The following is a 19779-nucleotide window of genomic DNA, read 5'->3' on the forward strand; positions in this document are numbered from 1 at the left end:
GCCATGAAGGCGGGATGGGCGCGGGAGAGGAAGATCTGCGGCCCGCGCGATTCCCGGCGGACGTCATAGATATAGGCCCGCACCCGGTCGCCGGTGCGGAAGGATTCCCGCGGCAGGCTTTCGTCGCGGCGCATCAGCGCCTCGGCGCGGCCCAGGTCGACGGTCACGTTGCCGAACTCGTTGCGCTTGACGATGCCGTTGACGACCTCGCCGACGCGGTCCTTGTACTCCTCGAACTGGCGCTTGCGCTCGGCCTCGCGGACCTTCTGGACGATCACCTGCTTGGCGGTCTGGGCGGCGATACGGCCGAGGTCGATGGGCGGCAGTTCCTCGATGATAAAGTCGCCGGGGCCGACGCCGTCCTGGCGCGCCTGGGCATCCTTGGTCAGGATCTGCGTGAACTCGTTCTCAACCTCGTCGGTGACCTCGCGGTAGCGGCGCAGCCGCACCTCGCCGGACTTGCGGTCGATCTCCGCGCGGATGTCGTGTTCGTGGCCGTACTTGGCGCGGCCGGCCTTGGAGATGGCCTGTTCCATCGCCTCCAGGACTTCGTCCCGTTCGATGGACTTCTCGCGGGCCACGGCATCGGCCACCTGAAGGAGTTCGGTTCGTGCTAGAGCGCTGGTGTCCATCGCTGTCTTCTCAGTCCCAAGAATGCTCGTCTTCGATCGGAGGGGTCCGGCCACGCCGCCCTCCGAAGCGTCAGTTCAGTCTGTCCGCGGGGCCATCGGCCTCCGCCGTCCGGGGGGCCTGGCCTTCCGGTCCGGGGCGCCCCGCAATCAAATCGTCGGTCAGCAGCAGCTTCGCCTTCTGCATATCGGCGAAGGGCAAAGCCACCTCGCCCTCTTCGCAGGCCAGCACCACGGCCTCCCCGCGGGTTCCGCAGAGGCGGCCGGAAAAACGCCGGCGCCCCTCGATGGGATGGACCATCTCGACCCTGCCGTCGAAGCCGGCGAAGCGGTCGAAGTCCGCCAGGCGGGTCAGCGGCCGGTCGATGCCGGGCGAGCTGACTTCCAGGGTGTAGGCCGCATCGATCGGGTCCTCGACGTCCAGGATGGCCGCCACGGCGCGGCTGACCTCGGCACAGTCGTCGACGTTCATGCCGCCGTCGGACTGCCGCTCCGCCATGATCTGCAGGCGCAGGCGCTCGCCGCCGGACAGCAGGACCCGGACAATGTCGTAGCCCATGGCCTGAAGCGCCGGCGCGATCAAGGCTTCGACCTCCGCGGCCTTGCCTTCACTGGTTTTCGCCAGCGGCAAACCGGCCTGTTGCAAGGCCCCAGACACTGCCAATGCTCCCCTAGAGGTGGTGCTCAAACAAAAAAAGCGGGCCAGAGGCCCACCGCTTTGGTAGCCCGACGATCCCTGTTACTCCGGTATCGCCACTTTGACTAGCCGGGACATTACGCCCGCAACCCTTGGCCTGCAAGGCATTTTTCCGCCTCCGGAGGCCCGAATCACCGCGCTTCAGCGGCCCTCGGCAGGGTCGGTTCGCGGCGCCTCAGACGAACGCGCAAGGCGGCGAAACCGCAGATAGGCCGGCCGCCGCCCGGCGGCGAGAGCCTTTTCCTCATAGCGGGTCGGCGGCCAGTCCGCCGGGCGCCGGCGCCAATCCATCGGCCCCGCCACCTGCCAGCGCAACTGGGGGTGGGTGGTCAGACAGGCCAGGGCCCAGGCCAGATAGCCCGGATCGTCGGTGGCGAAGCGCAGTTCCCCCCGGTCTTTCAGCAGGCGCACCAGGGAATCGACGGTGGCGGGCTGGATCAGCCGCCGCTTGTGGTGGCGGCGCTTGGGCCAGGGATCGGGAAACAGGATGAAAATCTTATCGAACAGGGCATCGGTAAGGCGGTCCATGAGATCCCGCGCATCGCCGATGTAGATCCGCAGGCGCGCGCTGTCCGGTTCCTCGGGCCACTGCTGAAGCAGGCTTGCGACGCCGGTCATGAAGTATTCGGCGCCGAGGAGCCCGAGGTCCGGCTGCCCGGCGGCATGCCAGGCGAGGTGTTCGCCGCCACCGAACCCGATCTCCAGGAACAGCCGCGGCGGCGGCGGGTCGAACAGCGCAGACACCTGCAGCCTGCCGTCGTCCTCGGGAAGAGCGATCTGCAGCGCCGGCAGGCGCTCTTCCAGAAGCGCGCGGCGGGTCGCCCGCAGGGGACGGCCGTGGCGCCGGCCGTAGATGTTGCGCCGGCCCGACGACACGCTCGGCCCGCTGACTGCTGGCGAAGACGAAAAGCGGCGGCGCCTATGCGCCGAAAGCGACGCGCAGGGGATCGACGAGGTCGGTCCGCTCCCAGGAGAAGCCGCCGTCGGCATCGGGGGAGCGGCCAAAGTGACCGTAAGCGGCGGTGCGCGCATAGATCGGCCGCGACAGCGACAGGTGCTCGCGGATGCCGCGGGGCGAGAGGTCCATCAGCTCCTGTAGGGTCTTGGCCAGCTTGCCCTCGTCGACTTTGGCCGTACCCAGGCCGTTGACATAGACCGACAGCGGCTTGGACACGCCGATGGCGTAGGAGAGCTGGATGGTGCAGCGCTCGGCCAGATCGGCGGCGACCACGTTCTTCGCCAGATAGCGCGCCGCATAGGCGGCGGAGCGGTCGACCTTGGTGGGGTCCTTGCCGGAGAAGGCGCCGCCGCCGTGGGGCGCGGCGCCGCCGTAGGTGTCGACAATGATCTTGCGGCCGGTGAGCCCGGCATCGCCGTCCGGCCCGCCGATCACAAAGCGGCCGGTAGGGTTCACATAGAACTCCTCCTCCGGGCACATCCATCCCTCGGGCAGCACGTTGACCACATGCGGGCGCACGATCTCGCGCACCTGGTCCTGGTCGAGGTTTTCGCCGTGCTGGGTGGAGACCACAATCGAGGTCGCGCGGGTCGGCTGGCCGTCGATGTACTCCAGGGTCACCTGGCTCTTGGCGTCCGGCAGCAGTCCGGGCTCCGCACCGGAATGGCGCGCTTCGGCAAGAGACCGCAGGATGTTGTGGGAGAAGTAGATCGGGGCGGGCATGAAGCCCTCGGTCTCGCGGCAGGCGAAGCCGAACATGATCCCCTGGTCGCCGGCGCCCTCGTCCTTGTTCCCTGCCGCGTCGACGCCCTGGGCGATATCGGCGGACTGCTCGTGGATGAAGTTGTCCACGGCCATCTTCTTCCAGTGGAAGCCTTCCTGCTCGTAGCCGATCTCCTTCACCGCGTGGCGGGCCACCTCTTCGATCAACTCTCCGGTGACCGCGGCGGGCCCGCGCACCTCTCCGGCGAGGACGATGCGATTGGTCGTCGACAGGGTTTCCACCGCGACGCGCGAGTGAGGATCGTGAGTCAGAAAGGTATCGACGATGGCATCGGAGACACGGTCGCAGACCTTGTCGGGATGACCTTCGGAGACTGACTCGCTGGTGAAGAGATAGCTGCCGTTACGCACCGCCATGCTCCCGTTCGTTCGGGCTGATGAATAGCCCGCTGGGAATAACGGTGCGGCCAGTCAATTGCAAGCGAACATGCAAGGGCAAAAGACCTGGACGGCACGCCCCCACCAAAGGCCTGTGCCTCCAGCTATGTCACAGGGGCACGAAGGGGGTGCAGGCTGGCACCGTTCCACTTAAGTGGAAGACGCTCTAGTCCTCGCCCTTGGCTCCGCTGCTTGCAGCGGCCAGGGCCTTGGTCATTTCGAAGAGGCGCTTGCGCACGCTGGCGTCTTCGATCTTGTAGTAAGCGCGCACCAGTTCCAGGGTCTCGCGCTTCACCAGAGGATCGAGTTCCTGTTCCGGTGCCGGCTTGCCCACCCCGGGGCGCTGCGCCGGAGAGCTGGCAGCCACTTCCTTCGGCATCTCGTCGAAGAAAAAGCTGACCGGAACATCAAGTACTCGCGATAAGTCGAACAGACGACTTGCCCCGACGCGATTGGCACCGCGTTCGTACTTCTGCACCTGCTGGAAGGTGAGTCCAATAGCCTCACCGAGTTTTTCTTGGCTCATGCCAAGGAGCGTTCGCCGCAAACGAACGCGACCTCCGACATGAACATCGACTGGGTTAGGCCCGCTCGTTCGGCGATCGCCCACCGCCGCGCTCTGTCGCGCCATTCGCACCAACCTTTATCAGAAATCAGTAGAAACGTAGGACTATAGGCATACTCATGTATGCCAACAGGTGGTTGATTCGTCAAGGGCCCTAAGTCTAAGTCGGTCAAACAAAACGCCGCAACACAAATATTGCACAAGTACACAGAATTAATTCCACAAGATATAGCAAATTACCCGCATTGGAATAGAGCGTTCGACCTTCGGCAGCCTCGGGTAGTTCTGCATCAATAATGCCTCGATCATTGAGATTAATTTGGTGGAGCACTCGACCATAGGAGTCCACAACTGCCGAAAGTCCGTTATTGGCAACACGAACCAATGGAATGCCTTCTTCAACTGTGCGCATACGTGCCGATGCAAAATGTTGGTAGGGCCCGCTCGAGTCGCCGAACCAGGCGTCATTGGTCACATTGAGTAGCCAGCGGGGCGCCTTGGCCGATTCGGCCTTCACCTTGCCGGGAAAGATCACCTCGTAGCAGATCAGCGGACTGAAGGCCGGCAGGCCGGGCAGCGCGATGGTCTGCAGCCCAGGGCCAGCCGAGAAGTCGCGGCTGCCGGCGGTCAGCTTGGCGAGGCCCAGCCAGTCGCGCAGCGGGGTGTATTCGCCGAAAGGCACGAGGTGCACCTTATCGAAGGTGGCCGCGACCCGGCCGGCGGAATCGAGCGCGTAGAGGGAATTCCAGATCGGCCCCTGCGGATCCTCCGGCCGAACGCGCGGCGCCCCGGCGATAAGATATCCGCCGGGCGGCACGATCTGCGCCAGTTCCTGCTGCAGCACGGGCAGGGCGGAGAGGAGATAGGGAACGGCGGTCTCCGCCCAGATGATGTGGGTGCGGGTTTCGTGGCCCGGCGCCAGGGACATGCGCATCTGGCTGCGCACATGCTCGGCGCGCAGATCGCTGCGCCACTTCAACGCTTGGGGAATACTCGGCTGGACGAGGCGCAGGCGCACCCCCTCCACCACGTCGCTCCCAGCTGCCGGAGCGCCGGCGAGGCGCGCGGCGCCGTAACCCCAGGACACCGCCGGCAGCAGCAGAGCCAGAAGCACGAAGGCATAGCCGCGGCCGTTGCGGGCCGCCGGCGTGCCGAGGATTGCCGGCGCCGTGGCGGCGATCACGGTGATCAAACTGAGCAGCCAGACGCCGCCCAGGGACGCAAGCTGCAGGGCTTCGGCCGAGAGCGTCCAGACCGAGCCCATGAGGTTCCAGGGAAAGCCGGTCAGAACCCAGCTGCGCAGCCCCTCGCCCAGCAGCCAGGCGGCGGCGAAGGCGACCACCGCGGCAGCACCGCCCAGCCGGGCCCGCGCCACGGCCTGGGCGGTGATCCAGAACGACAGGGCCGGAAACAGCGCCAGCCCCCCCGCCAGGCCGACGACGGCGAAAGGCATGGCGAAACCAAAGCGCTCGGCGTCCACCAGAAAGGCATGGCCCACCCAGTAGAGCCCGAGGGCAAAGTGGCCGGCGCCGAAGGCCCAGCCGACCAGGGCCGCCGCACGCCCGCTGCCGGCCCCCTGCAGCAACCAGAAGGCGACGACGAAAGCCGGGATCAACAGCGGCAGGACATGGTAGGGCGGCATGGCGAGGGCGGCCGCCGCGCCGCAGAGCGCGGCCAGGACCATCCGGCGCCAGCCGGTGAGCGCCGTCAGCTTTTGGGCCCAGCCCTCAGTCTTACCTGTTTGCGCGCGCTGCCCGCTCTCAGCCGTCATCGTCGTGACGGCGCCTGCGGTCGGCGAGGTTGTGAACCCGAACGCGCTTGACCCGGCGCGGGTCGGCCTCGAGGACTTCGAAGCTCATCCCGCTGTGCTCGTGCTCGACCAGCTCGCCGCGGCCGGGCACCCGGCCGGCCAGGGCGAAGACGAGGCCGCCGAGCGTATCGATGTCTTCTTCGCGCTCCTCATCGGACAGCACCGGGCCGACCTTCTCCTCGAACTCCTCGATGGTGGCGCGCGCGTCGGCAACCAGGCCGCCGTCGGGCCGGTCGATGAGCTTCGGCCCCTCGGCGACGTCGTGCTCGTCCTCGATCTCGCCGACGATCTCCTCCACCAGATCCTCGATGGTGATCAAACCGTCGATGCCGCCGAACTCGTCGACGACCAGCGCCATGTGAACCCGCGAGAGGCGCATCTCCAGCAGAAGGTCGAGCACCCGCATCGATGGGGCCACGACCAGGATGCGCCGCACCAGGTCGACCAGATCGAAGGTGCGCTCGCCCTTCATATAGGTCAGCACGTCCTTGATGTGGACGATGCCGATCACTTCGTCGAGGGTCTCGCGGTAGACCGGCAGCCGCGAATGGCCGGCCTCGCTCATGACATCGATCAATGCCTCGATGGGCGTGTCCAGATCGACGGCGACGATATCGGCGCGCGGCACCATGGCGTCGTAGGCGGTGAGATGGCGCAGGCGCAGGATGTTGGACAGCATGACGCGCTCGTCGCTGCTGATCGGCGCCGTCAGCTCCTCCTCGCCCTCGACCTCCTTGATCTCATCGATGATCTCTTCGATGGTTTCGCGCAGTTGCGCTTCGCCCTGGCGCGACTTGACGAAGCCGCGCAGACGTTGCCAGAGCCCGCCGCCGTTCTGGCCGTTGCCGCGCGGACCGCGCCCGTTGCCCGAGGTCTCCGCCATGGCTCAGCGCCCCTCCGCCAGACAGCCGACCGGGTCTGGCGCGGCCTCGGCATAGGGGTCGGGCAGGCCGAGTTTGGCCAGGATCGCCGTCTCCAGGGCTTCCATTTCCGCGGCTTCGGACGCGCTCTCGTGGTCGTAGCCCAAGAGGTGGAGCAGGCCATGGACCAGAAGATGGGCGGTGTGGGCTGCGGGGCTCTTGCCCTGCGCCCCGGCCTCGCGCAGCACCGTCTGACGTGCCAGCACCACGTCGCCGAGCAGACGCGGCTGGCCCGCCGGTGCGCCAGCCTGTTCCATGTTCGGGCCAGGCTGCTCCATGTTCGGAAATGACAGCACGTTGGTCGGCCCCTGGCGGCCACGATAGGCTGCGTTCAGCTCGGCCACGGCGGCATCATCGGCAAACAGCAGGCTGACCTCCACCGCGCCCTGCAGAGCATACTCGGGGGCGGCCTCGCGAAGGCATCGCAGCGCCGTCTCGATCGACCGCTGCGCCATCTCTTCCAGGTCTTCCAGTTCCTCGCCCCAGGCTGCATCTTGCAGCGAAACGGCGACCTCCAACTGGCAGGGTCCAGGCTCGTCGTTCATCGTTCGGGTGATCTCGGCAGACGCTCAGCGCTGCGGATCGAAGAGATCTCCTTCTCCAGAGCGGTTGGCGTCAAAGGCCGCATAGGCGCGCACGATCCGCGTCACCAGCGAATGGCGCACCACATCGGCGGCGGTAAACTGAACGAAGGCCACCCCCTCGAGGTCGGCCAGGATGTTGCTGGCCTCGCGCAGGCCCGAGGGCGCGCCCTTGGGCAGGTCGATCTGCGAGAGATCGCCGGTAACCACCATGCGGCTGTTTTCGCCGAGGCGCGTCAGGGCCATCTTCATCTGCACCGGGGTGGTGTTCTGGGCTTCGTCCAGGATGATGAAGGCATTGGTCAGGGTGCGGCCGCGCATGAAGGCGAGCGGCGCCACCTCGATTTCGCCGTTGGACAGCCGGCTGGCCACCTGATTGGCCGGCAGCATGTCGTAGAGCGCGTCGTAGAGCGGGCGCAGGTAGGGGTCCACCTTTTCGCTGAGGTCGCCCGGCAGGAAGCCCAGACGTTCGCCGGCCTCCACCGCGGGACGCGACAGGATGATGCGCTCGACGGCCCCCTCCAGCAGCATGGAGACAGCCATGGCCGCGGCGAGATAGGTCTTGCCGGTGCCCGCGGGGCCGATGCCGAAGACCATCTCGTGGTCGCGCAGCGCCTGGATGTAAGCCTTCTGGCCCGGCGAGCGCGGGGCGACCCGGCGCTTGCGGGTGACGATGGCCAGATCGTCGGAATGCACCGCCGCCGCGCCGCTGTGCCCGCCTTCGTGGTCCGGCGCCTGCACCGCCATGCGAATGACCGCATCGACCTCGCCGTCGCCCACGTCCATGCCCTTGCGCAGACGTTCATAGAGCGCCGTCAGAGCGGCATTGGCAGCCTCGACCGAGTCGGCCGGGCCGGAAATGGCCAGGCGGTTGCCGCGCGAGGCCAGGCTCACGCCGAGCTGCTGTTCGATGCGCAGAAGGTTCTGGTCGTGCTCGCCGTAGAGCAGCGGCAGGAGACTGTTGTCGTCGAACTGCAGGAAGGTTGGCTCACTTTTGCGGCCGGCTGCCGTGCCGCTGAAACTGTCTGAGCTCAAGCTGAGATCCTTGCTCTTGTCGAAGCGTCGGGGGCCACAGAGGCCGCGCTGCAGGGACGCAGATCGCCGGCGAGCGGCAGGCGGCCTGCCAGAGAGTTGGGATGCGCCGCTTCGATCTCCACATCGAGCAGCGCCCCGATCAGGCGTTGCTGCGCCACCTCGGGCACCGAAAGGTGGACGGCCTGCATGTAAGGACTGCGCCCCACCAGTTGGCCGGGCTTGCGCCCAGCGCGTTCCAGCAGGACCGGAAGGGTCCTGCCGACACAACCGGCGTTGAAGGCGACAGCCTGCTCGCCCAGCAACTGCTGCAGGCCGGCGAGGCGTTCCGCCTTGACCGCTTCCGGAAGCTGCTGTGCTTCGGACGCCGCCGGCGTGCCCGGCCGCGGGCTGTATTTGAAGGAATAGGCCTGGGCATAGCCGACCTCGGTCACCAGCCGCAGGGTGTCGGCGAAGTCGGCATCGCTTTCGCCGGGAAAGCCGACGATGAAGTCCGAGGAGAGGGCGATGTCCGGACGCGCCTTGCGCAGCCGTTCGACGATGCGCAGATAGTCGCCCGCCGTATGCCGCCGGTTCATCGCCGCCAGGATCCGGTCGGAGCCCGACTGCACGGGAAGATGCAGGTAGGGCATGAGCTTGGGTTCATCCGCATGGGCGGCGATCAGTTCATCGTCCATGTCGCGGGGATGCGAGGTGGTGTAGCGCAGGCGCGTGATCCCCTCGATCTCCGCCAGGGCGCGCAGCAGGCGGCCAAGCCCCCAGATGCCCCCGGTCGCCGCCTCACCGTGGTAGGCGTTCACGTTCTGCCCGAGGAGGGTGATTTCCTGGACCCCCGCCGCCGCCAGGCGCCGCGCCTCGGCCAGCACTGCCGCCACCGGCCGGGAGAACTCCGCGCCCCGGGTATAGGGCACCACGCAGAAGCTGCAGAACTTGTCGCAGCCCTCCTGGACGGAAAGAAAGGCAGAAGCGCCGGGATTGATGGTCTCCTCCGGCAGGTAGTCGAACTTCGATTCCACCGGAAAGTCGATGTCCAGCTCGCCGCCACCCTTTCGGGCCGCGCGCGCGATCATCTCCGGCAGGCGGTGGTAGGTCTGCGGGCCGAAGACCAGGTCGACCTGGGGCGCCCGCCTGAGGATTTCCTCGCCCTCGGCCTGGGCGACACAGCCGGCCACGGCCAGGACCATCTCCGCGCCCTCTGCCCGGCGCTCGTCCTTGAAGGCGCGCAGCCGGCCGAGTTCGGAAAAGACCTTCTCAGAAGCCTTCTCGCGGATGTGGCAGGTGTTCAGGATCACCATGTCGGCGCCGCGCGGGCTATCGACTGCCTCGTATCCCAGGGGCGCCAGCACATCGGCCATGCGCGCGGAATCGTAGACGTTCATCTGACAGCCGTAGGTCTTGATGAAGAGCCGTTTTTTGCCTTTCTGCTTCACCGCTTTCCTATGTTTCCCGCCGCTCCCCGGCGAAGGGCCACCGCAGGGACCCCTTGCAACCGCCGAGAGCAAAATTCCATGCTACCACAGATCCTCTTCCCGGGCCTGCCCCGGTCCCGCCCTGTCCGGCACGTGCCAATGCCACGCTCAACCGGCCTGCGGCAGGGCCTGAACCGCCCTGGACCGACCCGAGAGGGCCACCGCCACGCCACCGGACACCACCGCATGGCAGTGGTCGCAGAGCGCCTTGCGCGACCCGAAACGCTCAAGCGTGACCGGCTCGTGGAACTCCACAACCACGGTCACATAACCAAGACTCAAGGCATGCCAGAGATGAGGACCCAGATCCATATCGCCATACCAGGCGAAGAACGGCCTTAAATAGCGGCCCAGAGGCACGCCGTCGAGTCTGGTATAGCTGATCGATACTGGCTGAACGGTTAACGCCTGTCCCTTGGGCCGGCGCTCCGCCACCGAGAAGAGGGCGCTCTTGAACGGCAGGATGCCGTTGCCGTCGCCCGAGGTGCCTTCGGCGAAGAGCACCAGATCGTCGCCGGCCTCCAACCGGCTCGCGATCTCGTCGCGATGATCGGCGGTGCGCTGGGCGCGCCGTTCGACAAAGACGGTTTCCTGCAGCTTCGCCAGCCAGGAGAAGAAGGGCCAGGTGGCGACCTCCGCCTTGGCGACGAAGGACACCGGCGTCAGCGCACCCAGTACCTCGACGTCGAAGTAGGACACGTGGTTGGCGACGAAGAGGGTGGGATGGCGGGGGGACCTCCTGCCGCGCGATTCGATCCGGATACCCAAGATCCGGCAGGTGCGCCGGTGGTACCAGTGAGGCAGGCTCTTGCGCAGCGGCCAGCGGAAGGTCACCGCAAGAGCCTGCAGCGGCATCATCGCGGCGGTGAAGGCGAAGTAGACGAGGCCGCGCCCCAATGCGGTGAGCGGGGAGCCGAAGTGAGGAGTGGGCATCGGGGTCGGATCGCCCTCCGGATCAGGGCGATCTGCGAAGGCGGCGGGCGGCCGCGGCCGCGCCGGGCCCGGAAGCGGCAGCGCCCTCCTCGCGCTTGTAGTGGCGCAGGTACTTCTCCGTCACCCAGTCGGTCTTGACCACGACGCAGACGTCCGTGGTCCCGAAGTCGTGGTCGACCACGGCCCCGTCGCCGACGAAACCGCCGAGGCGCAGGTAGCCCTTGACCAGAGGCGGCAGGCTCTGCCGGGCTTCGGCGATGTTGACCTCCTCAACCGGCAGGATGTCCATGGCGACATGACGCTCAGGCACAGCCCGTGCCCGCAGCGCCGGCGGTGCCAGGTGGTGATGGTAGAGGTAGGACAGCGGCAGCTTCAGCTGCTCGGGATCGGTGCCCGGCAGGCTGGCGCAGCCGAACATGATGTGGATGTCGTAATAGAAAACGTACTCGGCGATGCCGCGCCAAAGCAATTGCATGGCCGCGCCGCTACGGCTCGTCGGATCGACGCAGGACCGGCCCAGTTCCAGCACCGCGCCGGGATAGCTCTCCAGGTTGGAGATCTCATACTCGTCGCTGGTGTAGAACTGGCCGCGCCGCGCCGCGCCTTCGCGCCGCATCACCCGATAGGTGCCGACCACGGCCTCCGGGCCGCTGCCGCGCTCTTCGTCGAAGACCAGCAGGTGGTCGCAGTAATCGTCGAAGGAATCGAAGTCGCGCCGCGCCGCCCGCATCTCCGGCGTCGGGCTCGCCGCCATCTGCTCGTAGAACACGCGGTAACGCAAAGCCTGCGCGGCCCGCACCTCGGCCACGGCCTCGGCCAGGCGGATTCGCAGGTTTCCGCCGACCACATCGACGGGGCGATCAGGCTTGTTCTCCGCAAGGCTCATGTCACACCCTTAGTCGCAGCAGCGCCGGTAGGTAATGGACGATCAAGACAATCGCCGGCGCGTCGTTACAGTTGCTTCTGACGTTCCCAATGCTGGCCGAAACGCTGGCCCAATGCTGGCGCAGCTACTTCGGCTCGTCCTTGTTGTTGCCCTCTTCGCGCACGCCGTAAAGCTCCAGGCGGTGGTCGACGAGGCGATAACCCAGGGACTTGGCCACCTCTTTCTGCAAACGCTCAATCTCTTCGTTGGTGAACTCGACGACCTCGCCGGTCTTTACGTCGATCAAGTGGTCGTGGTGTTCGTCCGGCCGCTCCTCGTAGCGCGCGCGGCCATCGCCGAAATCGTGGCGCTCGAGAATACTGGCTTCCTCGAAGAGTTTCACCGTCCGGTAAACGGTCGCGATGGAAATCCGCGAATCGCGTGCCGAGGCCCGTTGATAGACCATCTCCACGTCCGGATGATCGGTCGACTCCGAGAGCACCCGTGCGATCACACGCCGCTGCTCGGTCATCTTCAAACCCTTTTCAATGCAGAGCTTTTCCAAGCGATCGGGCATGCCTTCCCAAGATCCCCAATGCCGTTACCGCGCGTGTGTTTCTGTCTTTATACCGTTCAGCCGCGAACGGCCGAAGCCGTCAGTATAACTGAAGAAGCGCCGCTCGCCTAATCGGCGACGGCGCCCCTTCTGTCGGCAAAACCGCCCGGACGCGCAACCCTGCCTCGGCCCGGGCGAACAAAGACGTTTGGGCGATCACTTGCGCCGGGCGCGCGTCCCCAGGCCGATCTGCTTGGCCAGCTTGCTGCGCTGCTTGGCGTAGTTGGGGGCCACCATGGGATAGTCCGCGGGCAATCCCCAGCGCTCGCGGTAATCCTCCGGCGACATGTCGTACGCGGTCTTGAGGTGCCGTTTCAGCATCTTCAACTTCTTGCCGTCCTCAAGACAGACGATGTGGTCCGGCGTTACCGACTTTTTGATCGGCACCGCCGGCGACGGCCGTTCGGGTTCCCGCTCGTGGGTGGTGCCCACGTTGGACAGCGTTTCGTAGACGTCGCGGATGATCGTCGGCAGATCAGTGACCGCGACCGAATTATTTGACACGTGTGCTGCGACGATGTTGGTCGTCAAGGAAAGCAACTCACTTTGCTTCGCTTGCTCAGACATTGACCTCTTGAACTCCTCCACAATGCTGTGGCCTATATAAGAAATCTCCGCAAGAGAATCAACAATTCTTCAATACGAAAAGAGTAGTTTATGTAAGCCAGCTTGTCATTGACTTTTTTTATTTCTCCAAAGCCTGCCGATTTAGTTCAAAAATGGATACAGTTTGAAGACGGCAGCCGAATCCAACGGTTCTTCGCGCTTCGACCGATCCGGACCCGCGGCTAGGCGCCTGCCAAGGGCTTTGCCAGGATCAAGGCGTCGATCGCGGCACCGGTCTGGTCTCGGTAGTAGGCGGTGCGGCGCCCGATTCGGGCAAAGCCGTTGCTCGCATAAAACGTGTGCGCGCTATGGTTGATTTCTGCGACCTCAAGAAGAAACCTCCCGACCCCCCGCTCGGTAGCCAGGTCCATCGCCGTCTGCAGCAGCCTGCGGCCGTGGCCGGCACGGCGGTGCGACGGCAAGACTCCCAGGCTCAATACTTCCGCCTCGTCGACCAGCACCTGGGCCAGGAGAAACCCGATCGGCTGGGAGGGGAGCGCCGCGATCAGCGCGAAGCTGCCGGGCATCGCCAGAACCTCGGCCCAGGCGCGCGCGCTCCAGGGCTCCCCGACATAGGCGCCGCCCGTCTCGTCCGCGCCGGGTACTGGTGCAAAGCAGGCGGCCTGCATGCTCGCCAGCAGGATCACATCGCAGGGCGAAGCGGCGCGGATCTCGCCGCCGCTCAAGACGCACCTCCGCGCTTCGGCGGGGTCACGTCGGGCGGGCGCAGATAAAGCGGCTCCGCCCCCCCGGCCGCGTCCCCCAGCCCCTGTTGGAGGCGCCAGGCCGCGCGCGCGGCCAGCACGCCGGCATCGCCCGGCCCGGCGGCATCGGCTGGCACCGCATCCGGACGCCCCGCAGCCTGCAGGGCCGCCAAGCCGGCGCCCGCGGCGTCGCCGGTCAGGAGCAGCGGGCCCGCCGGCAGCGCCGTGGCAAGTGCGCCGAGCGACAATTCCGCCGGCGCCGTGCTCGGCCCGAGTTCCGCATCGAAGGTCTGGACGAAGACATCGTCGCGCTTCGAATCGATCAGGGCCACCACCGTCCGACCCGCCCGTTCGGCCTCGCCCGCGGCGGCCGCAGCCACTTCGAAGGAGGAGATCCCCAGCAGCGGCAAGCGCCTGGCCAGCGCCAGGCCGCGGGCGGTTGCCAGGCCGATGCGCACGCCGGTGAAGCCGCCGGGGCCGGTGGTCACGGCGATGGCATCGAGGGTGTCGAAGGACCCGCCCCAGTCTGCCATGACCGCCGCGATCATCGGCACCAACTGCTCCGACTGGCCGCGGGCCATAAGCTGATGGCGCCGCGCGGCCAGGGCGCCGGAGGCCCAGACAGCGGCGGAACAGGCGCCGCCGGCGCTGTCCATGGCAAGGATTGCCGGATCCGGCAAAGCTGACGTCGAGGGGGTCACAGAGGCCGATCCGCGGCCCTGTTCGCCGGCCGCCGCATCGTGCTAACAGGAAGGCTAGAGACGATTTCCCGCAATCTGCCCGACCGAGAATCGCCACCGCCATGACCCTGACGCCGATCGCCGCGCCCGACTTCGATGTCGAGATCGCCCTGGCCTATGCCACCGCCGACAACGTGACCGGCAAGCCGATCTACGGCCGTGCCGAGGCTCAGCTTCATCCCCGTGCCGCCGCCGCCCTCACGCGGGCCATCGCCCTGGCCACGCCCCTCGGCTTGCGGTTCAAGATCTTCGACGCCTACCGCCCGGTCGCAGCCCAATGGGTGTTGTGGAACAGCTTTCCCGATCCGGACTTCATCGCCGATCCCCGGGTCGGCTCCAACCATTCCCGCGGCATCGCCGTCGACCTCACCCTGGTCGACGCGGCCAGCGGCGCGGAACTGGACATGGGCACGCCCTTCGACGACTTCCGCCCGCAGGCCCACCATGGGCGCCTGGACCTCCCCGTCGAGGTACAGCGCAACCGCGCCCTCCTGCTGGGTCTGATGACTGCGGCCGGCTGGGACTGGTATCAATACGAGTGGTGGCACTATCAGCTCTTCGATCCGCTCAGCTATCCCCTATTGCACGATGCCGCCGTGCCGCGGCCGCTCATGCCGGCGAGCGCTGCCTAGGGGGTGTTCGACTTGCGTCGAATTCGGTGCCGGCCCACTCCCCCACCCGGCCACCCACTAGGATAATCGAATTGGGTGGCCGGGTGGGGGAGCGGGCCGGTGCCGTCAAACATGAAAGTCTCTAGGAGGTCAAGTCCGCTCCGGCCAGGAGCACCGGCGCCCTTCGCTACAGGAGCTGGCAGGCCTCGTCGAACTCCAGGCGCGGCGAGCGGGGACGGAGCTGCTCCGGATCGCCGTGGCCGAGGTTGCACAGGAAGTTCGAGTGCCAGGCGGTTCCGCCGAAGAACTCCGCATCCACCTTTGCGCGGTCGAAGCCCGACATGGGCCCGCAGTCCAGACCCAGGGCGCGGGCGGCGATGATGAAATAGGCCCCCTGCAGGCTGCCGTTGCGCTGGGCCGTCTCCTCGATGAGAGCGTCCTTGCCGGCGAACCAGGCGCGCGCATCGGTGTGCGGAAAGAGCGCCGGCAGCTTCTCGTAGAACTCCAGGTCGTAGGCGATGATCGCCGTCGCCGGGGCCGCCATGGTCTTCTCGACATTGCCCTCGGCAAGGGCCGGACGCAGGCGCTCCTTCGCCTCCGTGCTGCGCAGAAACAGGATCCGCATAGGGCTGCAGTTGGCGCTGGTCGGGCCCATCTTGGCAAGGTCGTAGACCGCTTCCAACAATACGTCGCTAATGCCGCTTTCCTGCCAGGCCGAATGGGTTCTCGCGTGGCGAAAAATCTGGTCAAGACCCGCATCGCTCAAGATTTCACTCACGGTTTATCCCTTTCTTAAGCTCAAGTCGCCACGCTCAGCCGTTATCAGGGCCAAGAGGCCCTACCTTGGCCCCTGGAGGTGGTGGCGGCAAGCCCGATACGCCCAGCCGATTGCCAGGTACCGGCCGGAGTGCCGGTCTTGAGAGGCGTATCCGGAAGACCAGGATGTCGCATGCCGCGCCGCTTCGCCGGGGTGCGCACAACAGGGATCGTCTAGCAGGGAATCGACGGAGGAAAACGACATGGGTGCCGCAATGGGCGCTGGCCGCAGCACTGTCTTTCTGAACGATGGCTCTTTGGGCGATGGCTCTTTGGGCGATGGCTCTTTGGGCGATGGCTCTCTGGGCAAAAATCGCAAACGGCTTGCGCCGGTAATCAGGGCGGGCCTTGGCTTGCTCGGGCTCGCCTGGGTCGGCACCGCCGCGGCGCAGGAAGCAACCGAGCCACGGGCTGTGGCCCAGCTCGACGCCGCCGCGCACCGCGGCGCCGTGGTTCTGATGTACCACCGCTTCGGCGAGGACAGCCTGCCGTCCACCAGCGTCCGTCTGACCCAGTTCGAGGCGCACCTCGATGAGCTGACCTCCGGCGGCTACAGTGTCCTGCCTCTGGCCGAGATCCTGGATGCCATGCAGGCGGGCCGGGCCCTGCCGGACCGGACTGTCGCCATCACCATCGACGACGGCGCCCGCTCGGTCTACACCGAGGCCTGGCCGCGGCTGCGCGCGCGCAACCTGCCGTTCACGATCTTCGTTTCCAGCGAGCCCCTCGACCACGGCCTGCCCGGCTATATCTCCTGGGATCAGCTCCGCGAGATGCGGGCCGGCGGGGGCGTCACCATCGGCAACCACGGCCACCGTCACAGCCACATGGTGGGCCTGGACGCCGAGCAGCAGCGCGCCAACATCGCCAAGGCCGCACAGCGCTTCCGCGAAGAACTGGGCACCGAGCCGGATGTCTTCGCCTATCCCTACGGAGAGATCTCCGCCGCCTTGCGGACGGCCGTCGAGGAGGCCGGGTTCACCGCCGCCTTCGGCCAGCACTCCGGTGCCATAGGCCCGATGTCCGACCGTTTCTCCCTGGCGCGGTTTCCGATCAACGAGGCCTACGGCGACATGGAGCGCTTTCGCCTGGTCGCCAACACGCTGCCGCTGCCGGTGCGCGAGGTGACCCCCACCGACCCCTTCCTGCGCTATGCCTCTCAGAACCCGCCGAACTTCGGCTTCACCGTGGCCGGCGAGGTGGAAGACCTGCGCAACCTCAACTGCTTCGCCCGCAACGGCGAGCCCCTGCTGACGCGTCTGGACAACCGGATCGAACTCCGGCTGCCCGAGGCGCTGCCCGCGGGGCGCGCGCGGATCAACTGCACCCTGCGCGCAGGGGACGGACGCTGGCGCTGGTTCGGCACCCAGTTCGTCGTCGCCGATCAGGCGGTTCCGGCAGCACCTGCCGCCGACCAGCCGGCACCGGAATTCCGCTAAGTACTTCTCTGTCTTTGCGGCACCGGCCCGCTCCCCCGCCCGGCCACCCAGCGACAGTATCCTAATGGGTGGCCGGACGGGGGAGCGGGCCGGAACCGATTCGACATAAGTCGAAATCGCTTTAGGAACCGCGCAGGCGCTCCAGACGCAGACCGTCCAGGGTCCGCAGGTCGTTGCTGGTGATGAGCTCGCGCAGGGCCGCGACGTAGGCGGCCCCTTCTTCTGAATAGCTGGTGAGACTGCCGGCCAGATCCAGGGAACTGGCAGCCGTGCCGACGGCCCGGGCACGGGCACGGCGCGCGCGCAGGTCCGCATAGGCGCGGTGGCTGTTGAGGTTATGCAGATAGGCCCGCACGCCGCTCATCAGGTCGGGAAAGGCACGGACCCGGAAGTTGTCCTGGTCGGCCTCCTTGGGCGCGAGGCCCGGCTGGCCCTCGCCCCAGGTGCGCTGGCCGAAGAGGGCATTGGCGTCGCGGGCGAAGCGCGAGCGGCCCCAGCCACTCTCCTGCGCGGCCTGCGCCAGTGCCAGGCTCGGCGGCACCTGATCGATGCGGCGGAGGATGTCAGCAGCGTCCTCAGGATCGGCGCCGTACCAGGCGGCGACCTGTTCGAGCCAGAGGGAATCGACCGCCCCCAGACGGCCGGCGGCCCGCGCATCCAGAGCGGCGGTAACCTTGCCGCGAATACGGGCGATCTCGGCATTGGCCTGCAGGACCAGCGGCAGCAGGCTGCGCAGGAACAGCGCCTTGCGGGCGGCGCTGTCGATCAGGTCGTCGATATCGCGCGGCAGACGGGCCACTGCCAGGCGCGGCACAGCGGCTCCCCCGGAGAGCCGGGTCAGGGTGTAACCCCGCTCATCGAACAAGTCTTGCAACGCGGCGGCATCGCGCTGTGCGACAAGCCGCAATGCGGGGCTGTCGGACAGCAGGCCAAGTTCCTGCCAGGCCGAGGGCGGCAACGGCTTGGCGCCCTGCCAGAGGGCCAGCAAGAGGGCGAGCGCAAAGACCAGCGTGAGGGACGCAAGGCGCCCGCCAAGACTGCCGTTCACACGAAGAAGAAATGCAACAACCTGGGGACGGCGATCGTTGATCAGATCAAGGACCAGGGTCGACATCCGTGCCACCATTGCCTCAAAGCCTCCCGATAGAGTGCAACGTAGCCCCGACGGCAGGCACGATAGCCGCGCCTTCCCAAAGATTCCGTTATTGCGCAGCGGGAAGCGCGCGCCGGAAGGCGCTTTGCTGTGATTTCGGTGGGACTTCTTGCGTCAAACAAATCCGCCGCGCGGCAGCAACGGGCTGCTGCGGAGCGAACCGCCGGCTCAGGCGACGGGGCGGACCTCGACGACTTCCGGGATGTAGTGACGCAGCATGTTCTCGATGCCCATCTTCAAGGTCGCTGTGGAGCTGGGGCAGCCGGCGCAGGCACCCTGCATGTGCAGATAGACGACCCCCTTGTCGAACCCGCGGAAGACGATGTCGCCGCCGTCCTGGGCCACCGCCGGACGCACCCGGGTGTCCAGCAGTTCCTTGATCTGACCGACCACCTCGTCGTCCTCGGCATCGCCGCTGTGGCCCTCGTCGCCGGCGGCGGAGTCGGGGTTGAGCACCGGCCGTCCCGCGGTGAAGTGCTCCATGATGACGCCCAGAATGGCTGGCTTCAGCAGATACCATTCGCGGTCATGGTCCTTGGTGACGGAGACGAAGTCGGTGCCGAAGAACACGCCGACAATGCCCTCGATCCCGAAAAGCCGTTCCGCCAGCGGCGAACGCGCCGCCGAGTCCGCATCGGGAAAATTGGCGGTGCCGCTGTCCAGCACGCTGCGGCCCGGCAGGAACTTCAGGGTCGCCGGATTGGGGGTCTGTTCGGTCTGAATGAACATCGGGCATCGCTCCTTGATCTTCGCCGCGATTGGGATCTGCTCCCAAATGGCGGGCCCTCCTGCCCGGAACAGGACCCCAGGACAGAGGGTTGCGGGAGGCCTGCTCCCATCTTTGCGCTCAATTTGGGCAACTTAGGCCCGGGCTTCAAGCGCAATCGGCCAAATCTGACCAATTTAATCAAGTTTTTGGCCTGTGGCGCCGACGATTGCCTGGCCGGGGCTTCAGGTGACCGCGTCGATCTCCTCGACGGTCATGGAATCCGGCACCACGGTGACCGGAATGTGCAGGCGCCCCAGGAACTTGCCGGTCATGGCCGACACCAGGGGGCCGGGCCCGCCGCGCTTGCGGGTGGATGCCCCCAGCACCAGGATGGAGATGTTGGGCTCCTCATCCAGCAGAGCCAGGAGTTCGTCCCGCCGGTCGCCTTCGCGTACGAAAAGGACCGGCAGGGAGCCGCAGAGATCGCTGACCTCCGACGCCAGGCGCTGCAGCACCTGCTCGGCCTCGGTGCGCGCTTCCTCGCGCATCAGATCGCCCACTGACATCCAATGCTGGAATTCCGAGGGCTCGACGACATAGAGCATGGCCACCTTGCCGCCGGTGCTGCGGGCCCGCAGCGCCGCGAAACGCAGGGCCACGCGCATCTCCTCCGTCTCGTCGACCACGACGAGGAATACCCGGGGCTCCGTCGCCGTCGATGCCGCCTCTTGGGCCTCTGCCATGCCGATTACCCCTTGGTTCTTG

22 protein-coding genes are annotated in these 19779 nt (G+C 66.7%); 2 read left to right on the forward strand and 20 right to left on the reverse strand.

Translation table 11 applies throughout. The annotated features are described in order from the left end of the window. The 16 genes from Q0996_RS09435 to tsaB all read right to left on the reverse strand — a co-directional run. The coding region (locus tag Q0996_RS09435) for a transcription termination/antitermination protein NusA (RefSeq protein ID WP_299618121.1) at positions 1 to 632 on the reverse strand (632 nt) is incomplete at its 3' end. Between the two features lie 70 nt (positions 633 to 702). After that, the gene (gene rimP / locus Q0996_RS09440) at positions 703 to 1287 is read right to left on the reverse strand and encodes a ribosome maturation factor RimP (protein WP_299618124.1); all 585 of its coding nucleotides are present in this window, start codon (positions 1285 to 1287) and stop codon (positions 703 to 705) included. Between the two features lie 180 nt (positions 1288 to 1467). After that, the gene (locus Q0996_RS09445; protein ID WP_299618127.1) at positions 1468 to 2202 is read right to left on the reverse strand and encodes a tRNA (guanosine(46)-N(7))-methyltransferase TrmB; all 735 of its coding nucleotides are present in this window, start codon (positions 2200 to 2202) and stop codon (positions 1468 to 1470) included. A 43-nt stretch (positions 2203 to 2245) separates the two neighbouring features. After that, a complete protein-coding gene (metK, locus tag Q0996_RS09450) occupies positions 2246 to 3424 on the reverse strand; it encodes a methionine adenosyltransferase (RefSeq protein WP_322096674.1) in 1179 nt (392 codons plus the stop codon). Positions 3425 to 3611: 187 nt separating this feature from the next. Beyond that, complete coding sequence (locus Q0996_RS09455) at positions 3612 to 4076, reverse strand: helix-turn-helix domain-containing protein (RefSeq protein ID WP_299618130.1); 465 nt, start codon at positions 4074 to 4076, stop codon at positions 3612 to 3614. A 103-nt stretch (positions 4077 to 4179) separates the two neighbouring features. Then, a complete protein-coding gene (gene lnt / locus Q0996_RS09460; RefSeq protein WP_299618133.1) occupies positions 4180 to 5781 on the reverse strand; it encodes an apolipoprotein N-acyltransferase in 1602 nt (533 codons plus the stop codon). Continuing rightward, the gene (locus tag Q0996_RS09465) at positions 5771 to 6703 is read right to left on the reverse strand and encodes a hemolysin family protein (protein ID WP_299618136.1); all 933 of its coding nucleotides are present in this window, start codon (positions 6701 to 6703) and stop codon (positions 5771 to 5773) included. The genes lnt and Q0996_RS09465 overlap by 11 nt, the downstream gene beginning before the upstream one ends. A gap of 3 nt (positions 6704 to 6706) precedes the next feature. Further along, entirely contained in the window at positions 6707 to 7285 is a 579-nt protein-coding gene (ybeY, locus tag Q0996_RS09470; RefSeq protein WP_299618140.1) for an rRNA maturation RNase YbeY, read from the reverse strand. Between the two features lie 24 nt (positions 7286 to 7309). Beyond that, entirely contained in the window at positions 7310 to 8356 is a 1047-nt protein-coding gene (locus tag Q0996_RS09475) for a PhoH family protein (RefSeq protein WP_299618143.1), read from the reverse strand. Beyond that, complete coding sequence (gene miaB / locus Q0996_RS09480) at positions 8353 to 9783, reverse strand: tRNA (N6-isopentenyl adenosine(37)-C2)-methylthiotransferase MiaB (protein ID WP_299618146.1); 1431 nt, start codon at positions 9781 to 9783, stop codon at positions 8353 to 8355. Before miaB ends, Q0996_RS09475 begins: the two co-directional genes overlap by 4 nt. A gap of 147 nt (positions 9784 to 9930) precedes the next feature. Continuing rightward, positions 9931 to 10755 carry a 1-acyl-sn-glycerol-3-phosphate acyltransferase gene (locus Q0996_RS09485; protein WP_299618149.1) on the reverse strand — a complete coding sequence of 275 codons (825 nt, stop codon included), beginning with the start codon at positions 10753 to 10755 and terminating at the stop codon, positions 9931 to 9933. Positions 10756 to 10777: 22 nt separating this feature from the next. Further along, a complete protein-coding gene (locus Q0996_RS09490) occupies positions 10778 to 11641 on the reverse strand; it encodes a GNAT family N-acetyltransferase (RefSeq protein ID WP_299618151.1) in 864 nt (287 codons plus the stop codon). Between the two features lie 124 nt (positions 11642 to 11765). Further along, positions 11766 to 12197: a Fur family transcriptional regulator gene (locus Q0996_RS09495; protein ID WP_299618154.1), complete on the reverse strand. Its 432-nt coding sequence runs from the start codon at positions 12195 to 12197 to the stop codon at positions 11766 to 11768. 195 nt (positions 12198 to 12392) lie between these two features. Next, positions 12393 to 12803: a MucR family transcriptional regulator gene (locus tag Q0996_RS09500; protein WP_299618157.1), complete on the reverse strand. Its 411-nt coding sequence runs from the start codon at positions 12801 to 12803 to the stop codon at positions 12393 to 12395. A 221-nt stretch (positions 12804 to 13024) separates the two neighbouring features. Then, the gene (locus tag Q0996_RS09505) at positions 13025 to 13528 is read right to left on the reverse strand and encodes a GNAT family N-acetyltransferase (protein WP_299618160.1); all 504 of its coding nucleotides are present in this window, start codon (positions 13526 to 13528) and stop codon (positions 13025 to 13027) included. Beyond that, positions 13525 to 14202: a tRNA (adenosine(37)-N6)-threonylcarbamoyltransferase complex dimerization subunit type 1 TsaB gene (gene tsaB / locus Q0996_RS09510; protein WP_299618162.1), complete on the reverse strand. Its 678-nt coding sequence runs from the start codon at positions 14200 to 14202 to the stop codon at positions 13525 to 13527. The genes Q0996_RS09505 and tsaB overlap by 4 nt, the downstream gene beginning before the upstream one ends. A gap of 146 nt (positions 14203 to 14348) precedes the next feature. On the opposite strand from tsaB, the gene ddpX reads away from it, so the two are divergent. Beyond that, complete coding sequence (gene ddpX, locus Q0996_RS09515) at positions 14349 to 14918, forward strand: D-alanyl-D-alanine dipeptidase (RefSeq protein WP_299618165.1); 570 nt, start codon at positions 14349 to 14351, stop codon at positions 14916 to 14918. 166 nt (positions 14919 to 15084) lie between these two features. Here the strand turns inward: ddpX and Q0996_RS09520 are convergent, their stop codons facing one another. Next, the gene (locus Q0996_RS09520; protein WP_299618168.1) at positions 15085 to 15675 is read right to left on the reverse strand and encodes a malonic semialdehyde reductase; all 591 of its coding nucleotides are present in this window, start codon (positions 15673 to 15675) and stop codon (positions 15085 to 15087) included. Between the two features lie 391 nt (positions 15676 to 16066). Between Q0996_RS09520 and Q0996_RS09525 the strand changes: the two genes are divergently transcribed. Continuing rightward, positions 16067 to 17152, forward strand: a complete 1086-nt coding sequence (locus Q0996_RS09525) for a polysaccharide deacetylase family protein (RefSeq protein WP_299618171.1) — start codon at positions 16067 to 16069, stop codon at positions 17150 to 17152. Positions 17153 to 17273: 121 nt separating this feature from the next. Here the strand turns inward: Q0996_RS09525 and Q0996_RS09530 are convergent, their stop codons facing one another. From Q0996_RS09530 to Q0996_RS09540, 3 genes are all read right to left on the reverse strand, one after another. Continuing rightward, positions 17274 to 18278 carry a glucosaminidase domain-containing protein gene (locus tag Q0996_RS09530; protein WP_299618174.1) on the reverse strand — a complete coding sequence of 335 codons (1005 nt, stop codon included), beginning with the start codon at positions 18276 to 18278 and terminating at the stop codon, positions 17274 to 17276. A gap of 195 nt (positions 18279 to 18473) precedes the next feature. Then, positions 18474 to 19034, reverse strand: coding sequence for a NifU family protein (locus Q0996_RS09535; RefSeq protein WP_299618177.1), 561 nt, complete (start codon positions 19032 to 19034; stop codon positions 18474 to 18476). Between the two features lie 222 nt (positions 19035 to 19256). Next, a complete protein-coding gene (locus Q0996_RS09540) occupies positions 19257 to 19757 on the reverse strand; it encodes a universal stress protein (protein ID WP_299618180.1) in 501 nt (166 codons plus the stop codon). Positions 19758 to 19779: the final 22 nt, after the last annotated feature.

The organism is Pelagibius sp., assembly GCF_028289705.1.
Lineage (GTDB): Bacteria > Pseudomonadota > Alphaproteobacteria > Kiloniellales > Kiloniellaceae > Pelagibius.

What these genes read in the sequence shown, in the direction of transcription:
- Q0996_RS09495 (WP_299618154.1), bottom strand. Translation starts at nt 12,197, where the DNA reads ATGCCCGATCGCTTGGAAAAGCTCTGCATTGAAAAGGGTTTGAAGATG.
- lnt (WP_299618133.1), bottom strand. Translation starts at nt 5,781, where the DNA reads ATGACGGCTGAGAGCGGGCAGCGCGCGCAAACAGGTAAGACTGAGGGC.
- metK (WP_322096674.1), bottom strand. Translation starts at nt 3,424, where the DNA reads ATGGCGGTGCGTAACGGCAGCTATCTCTTCACCAGCGAGTCAGTCTCC.
- Q0996_RS09535 (WP_299618177.1), bottom strand. Translation starts at nt 19,034, where the DNA reads ATGTTCATTCAGACCGAACAGACCCCCAATCCGGCGACCCTGAAGTTC.
- ybeY (WP_299618140.1), bottom strand. Translation starts at nt 7,285, where the DNA reads ATGAACGACGAGCCTGGACCCTGCCAGTTGGAGGTCGCCGTTTCGCTG.
- Q0996_RS09465 (WP_299618136.1), bottom strand. Translation starts at nt 6,703, where the DNA reads ATGGCGGAGACCTCGGGCAACGGGCGCGGTCCGCGCGGCAACGGCCAG.
- Q0996_RS09490 (WP_299618151.1), bottom strand. Translation starts at nt 11,641, where the DNA reads ATGAGCCTTGCGGAGAACAAGCCTGATCGCCCCGTCGATGTGGTCGGC.
- Q0996_RS09530 (WP_299618174.1), bottom strand. Translation starts at nt 18,278, where the DNA reads ATGGTGGCACGGATGTCGACCCTGGTCCTTGATCTGATCAACGATCGC.
- Q0996_RS09485 (WP_299618149.1), bottom strand. Translation starts at nt 10,755, where the DNA reads ATGCCCACTCCTCACTTCGGCTCCCCGCTCACCGCATTGGGGCGCGGC.
- ddpX (WP_299618165.1), top strand. Translation starts at nt 14,349, where the DNA reads ATGACCCTGACGCCGATCGCCGCGCCCGACTTCGATGTCGAGATCGCC.
- tsaB (WP_299618162.1), bottom strand. Translation starts at nt 14,202, where the DNA reads ATGGACAGCGCCGGCGGCGCCTGTTCCGCCGCTGTCTGGGCCTCCGGC.
- Q0996_RS09500 (WP_299618157.1), bottom strand. Translation starts at nt 12,803, where the DNA reads ATGTCTGAGCAAGCGAAGCAAAGTGAGTTGCTTTCCTTGACGACCAAC.
- Q0996_RS09540 (WP_299618180.1), bottom strand. Translation starts at nt 19,757, where the DNA reads ATGGCAGAGGCCCAAGAGGCGGCATCGACGGCGACGGAGCCCCGGGTA.
- Q0996_RS09455 (WP_299618130.1), bottom strand. Translation starts at nt 4,076, where the DNA reads ATGGCGCGACAGAGCGCGGCGGTGGGCGATCGCCGAACGAGCGGGCCT.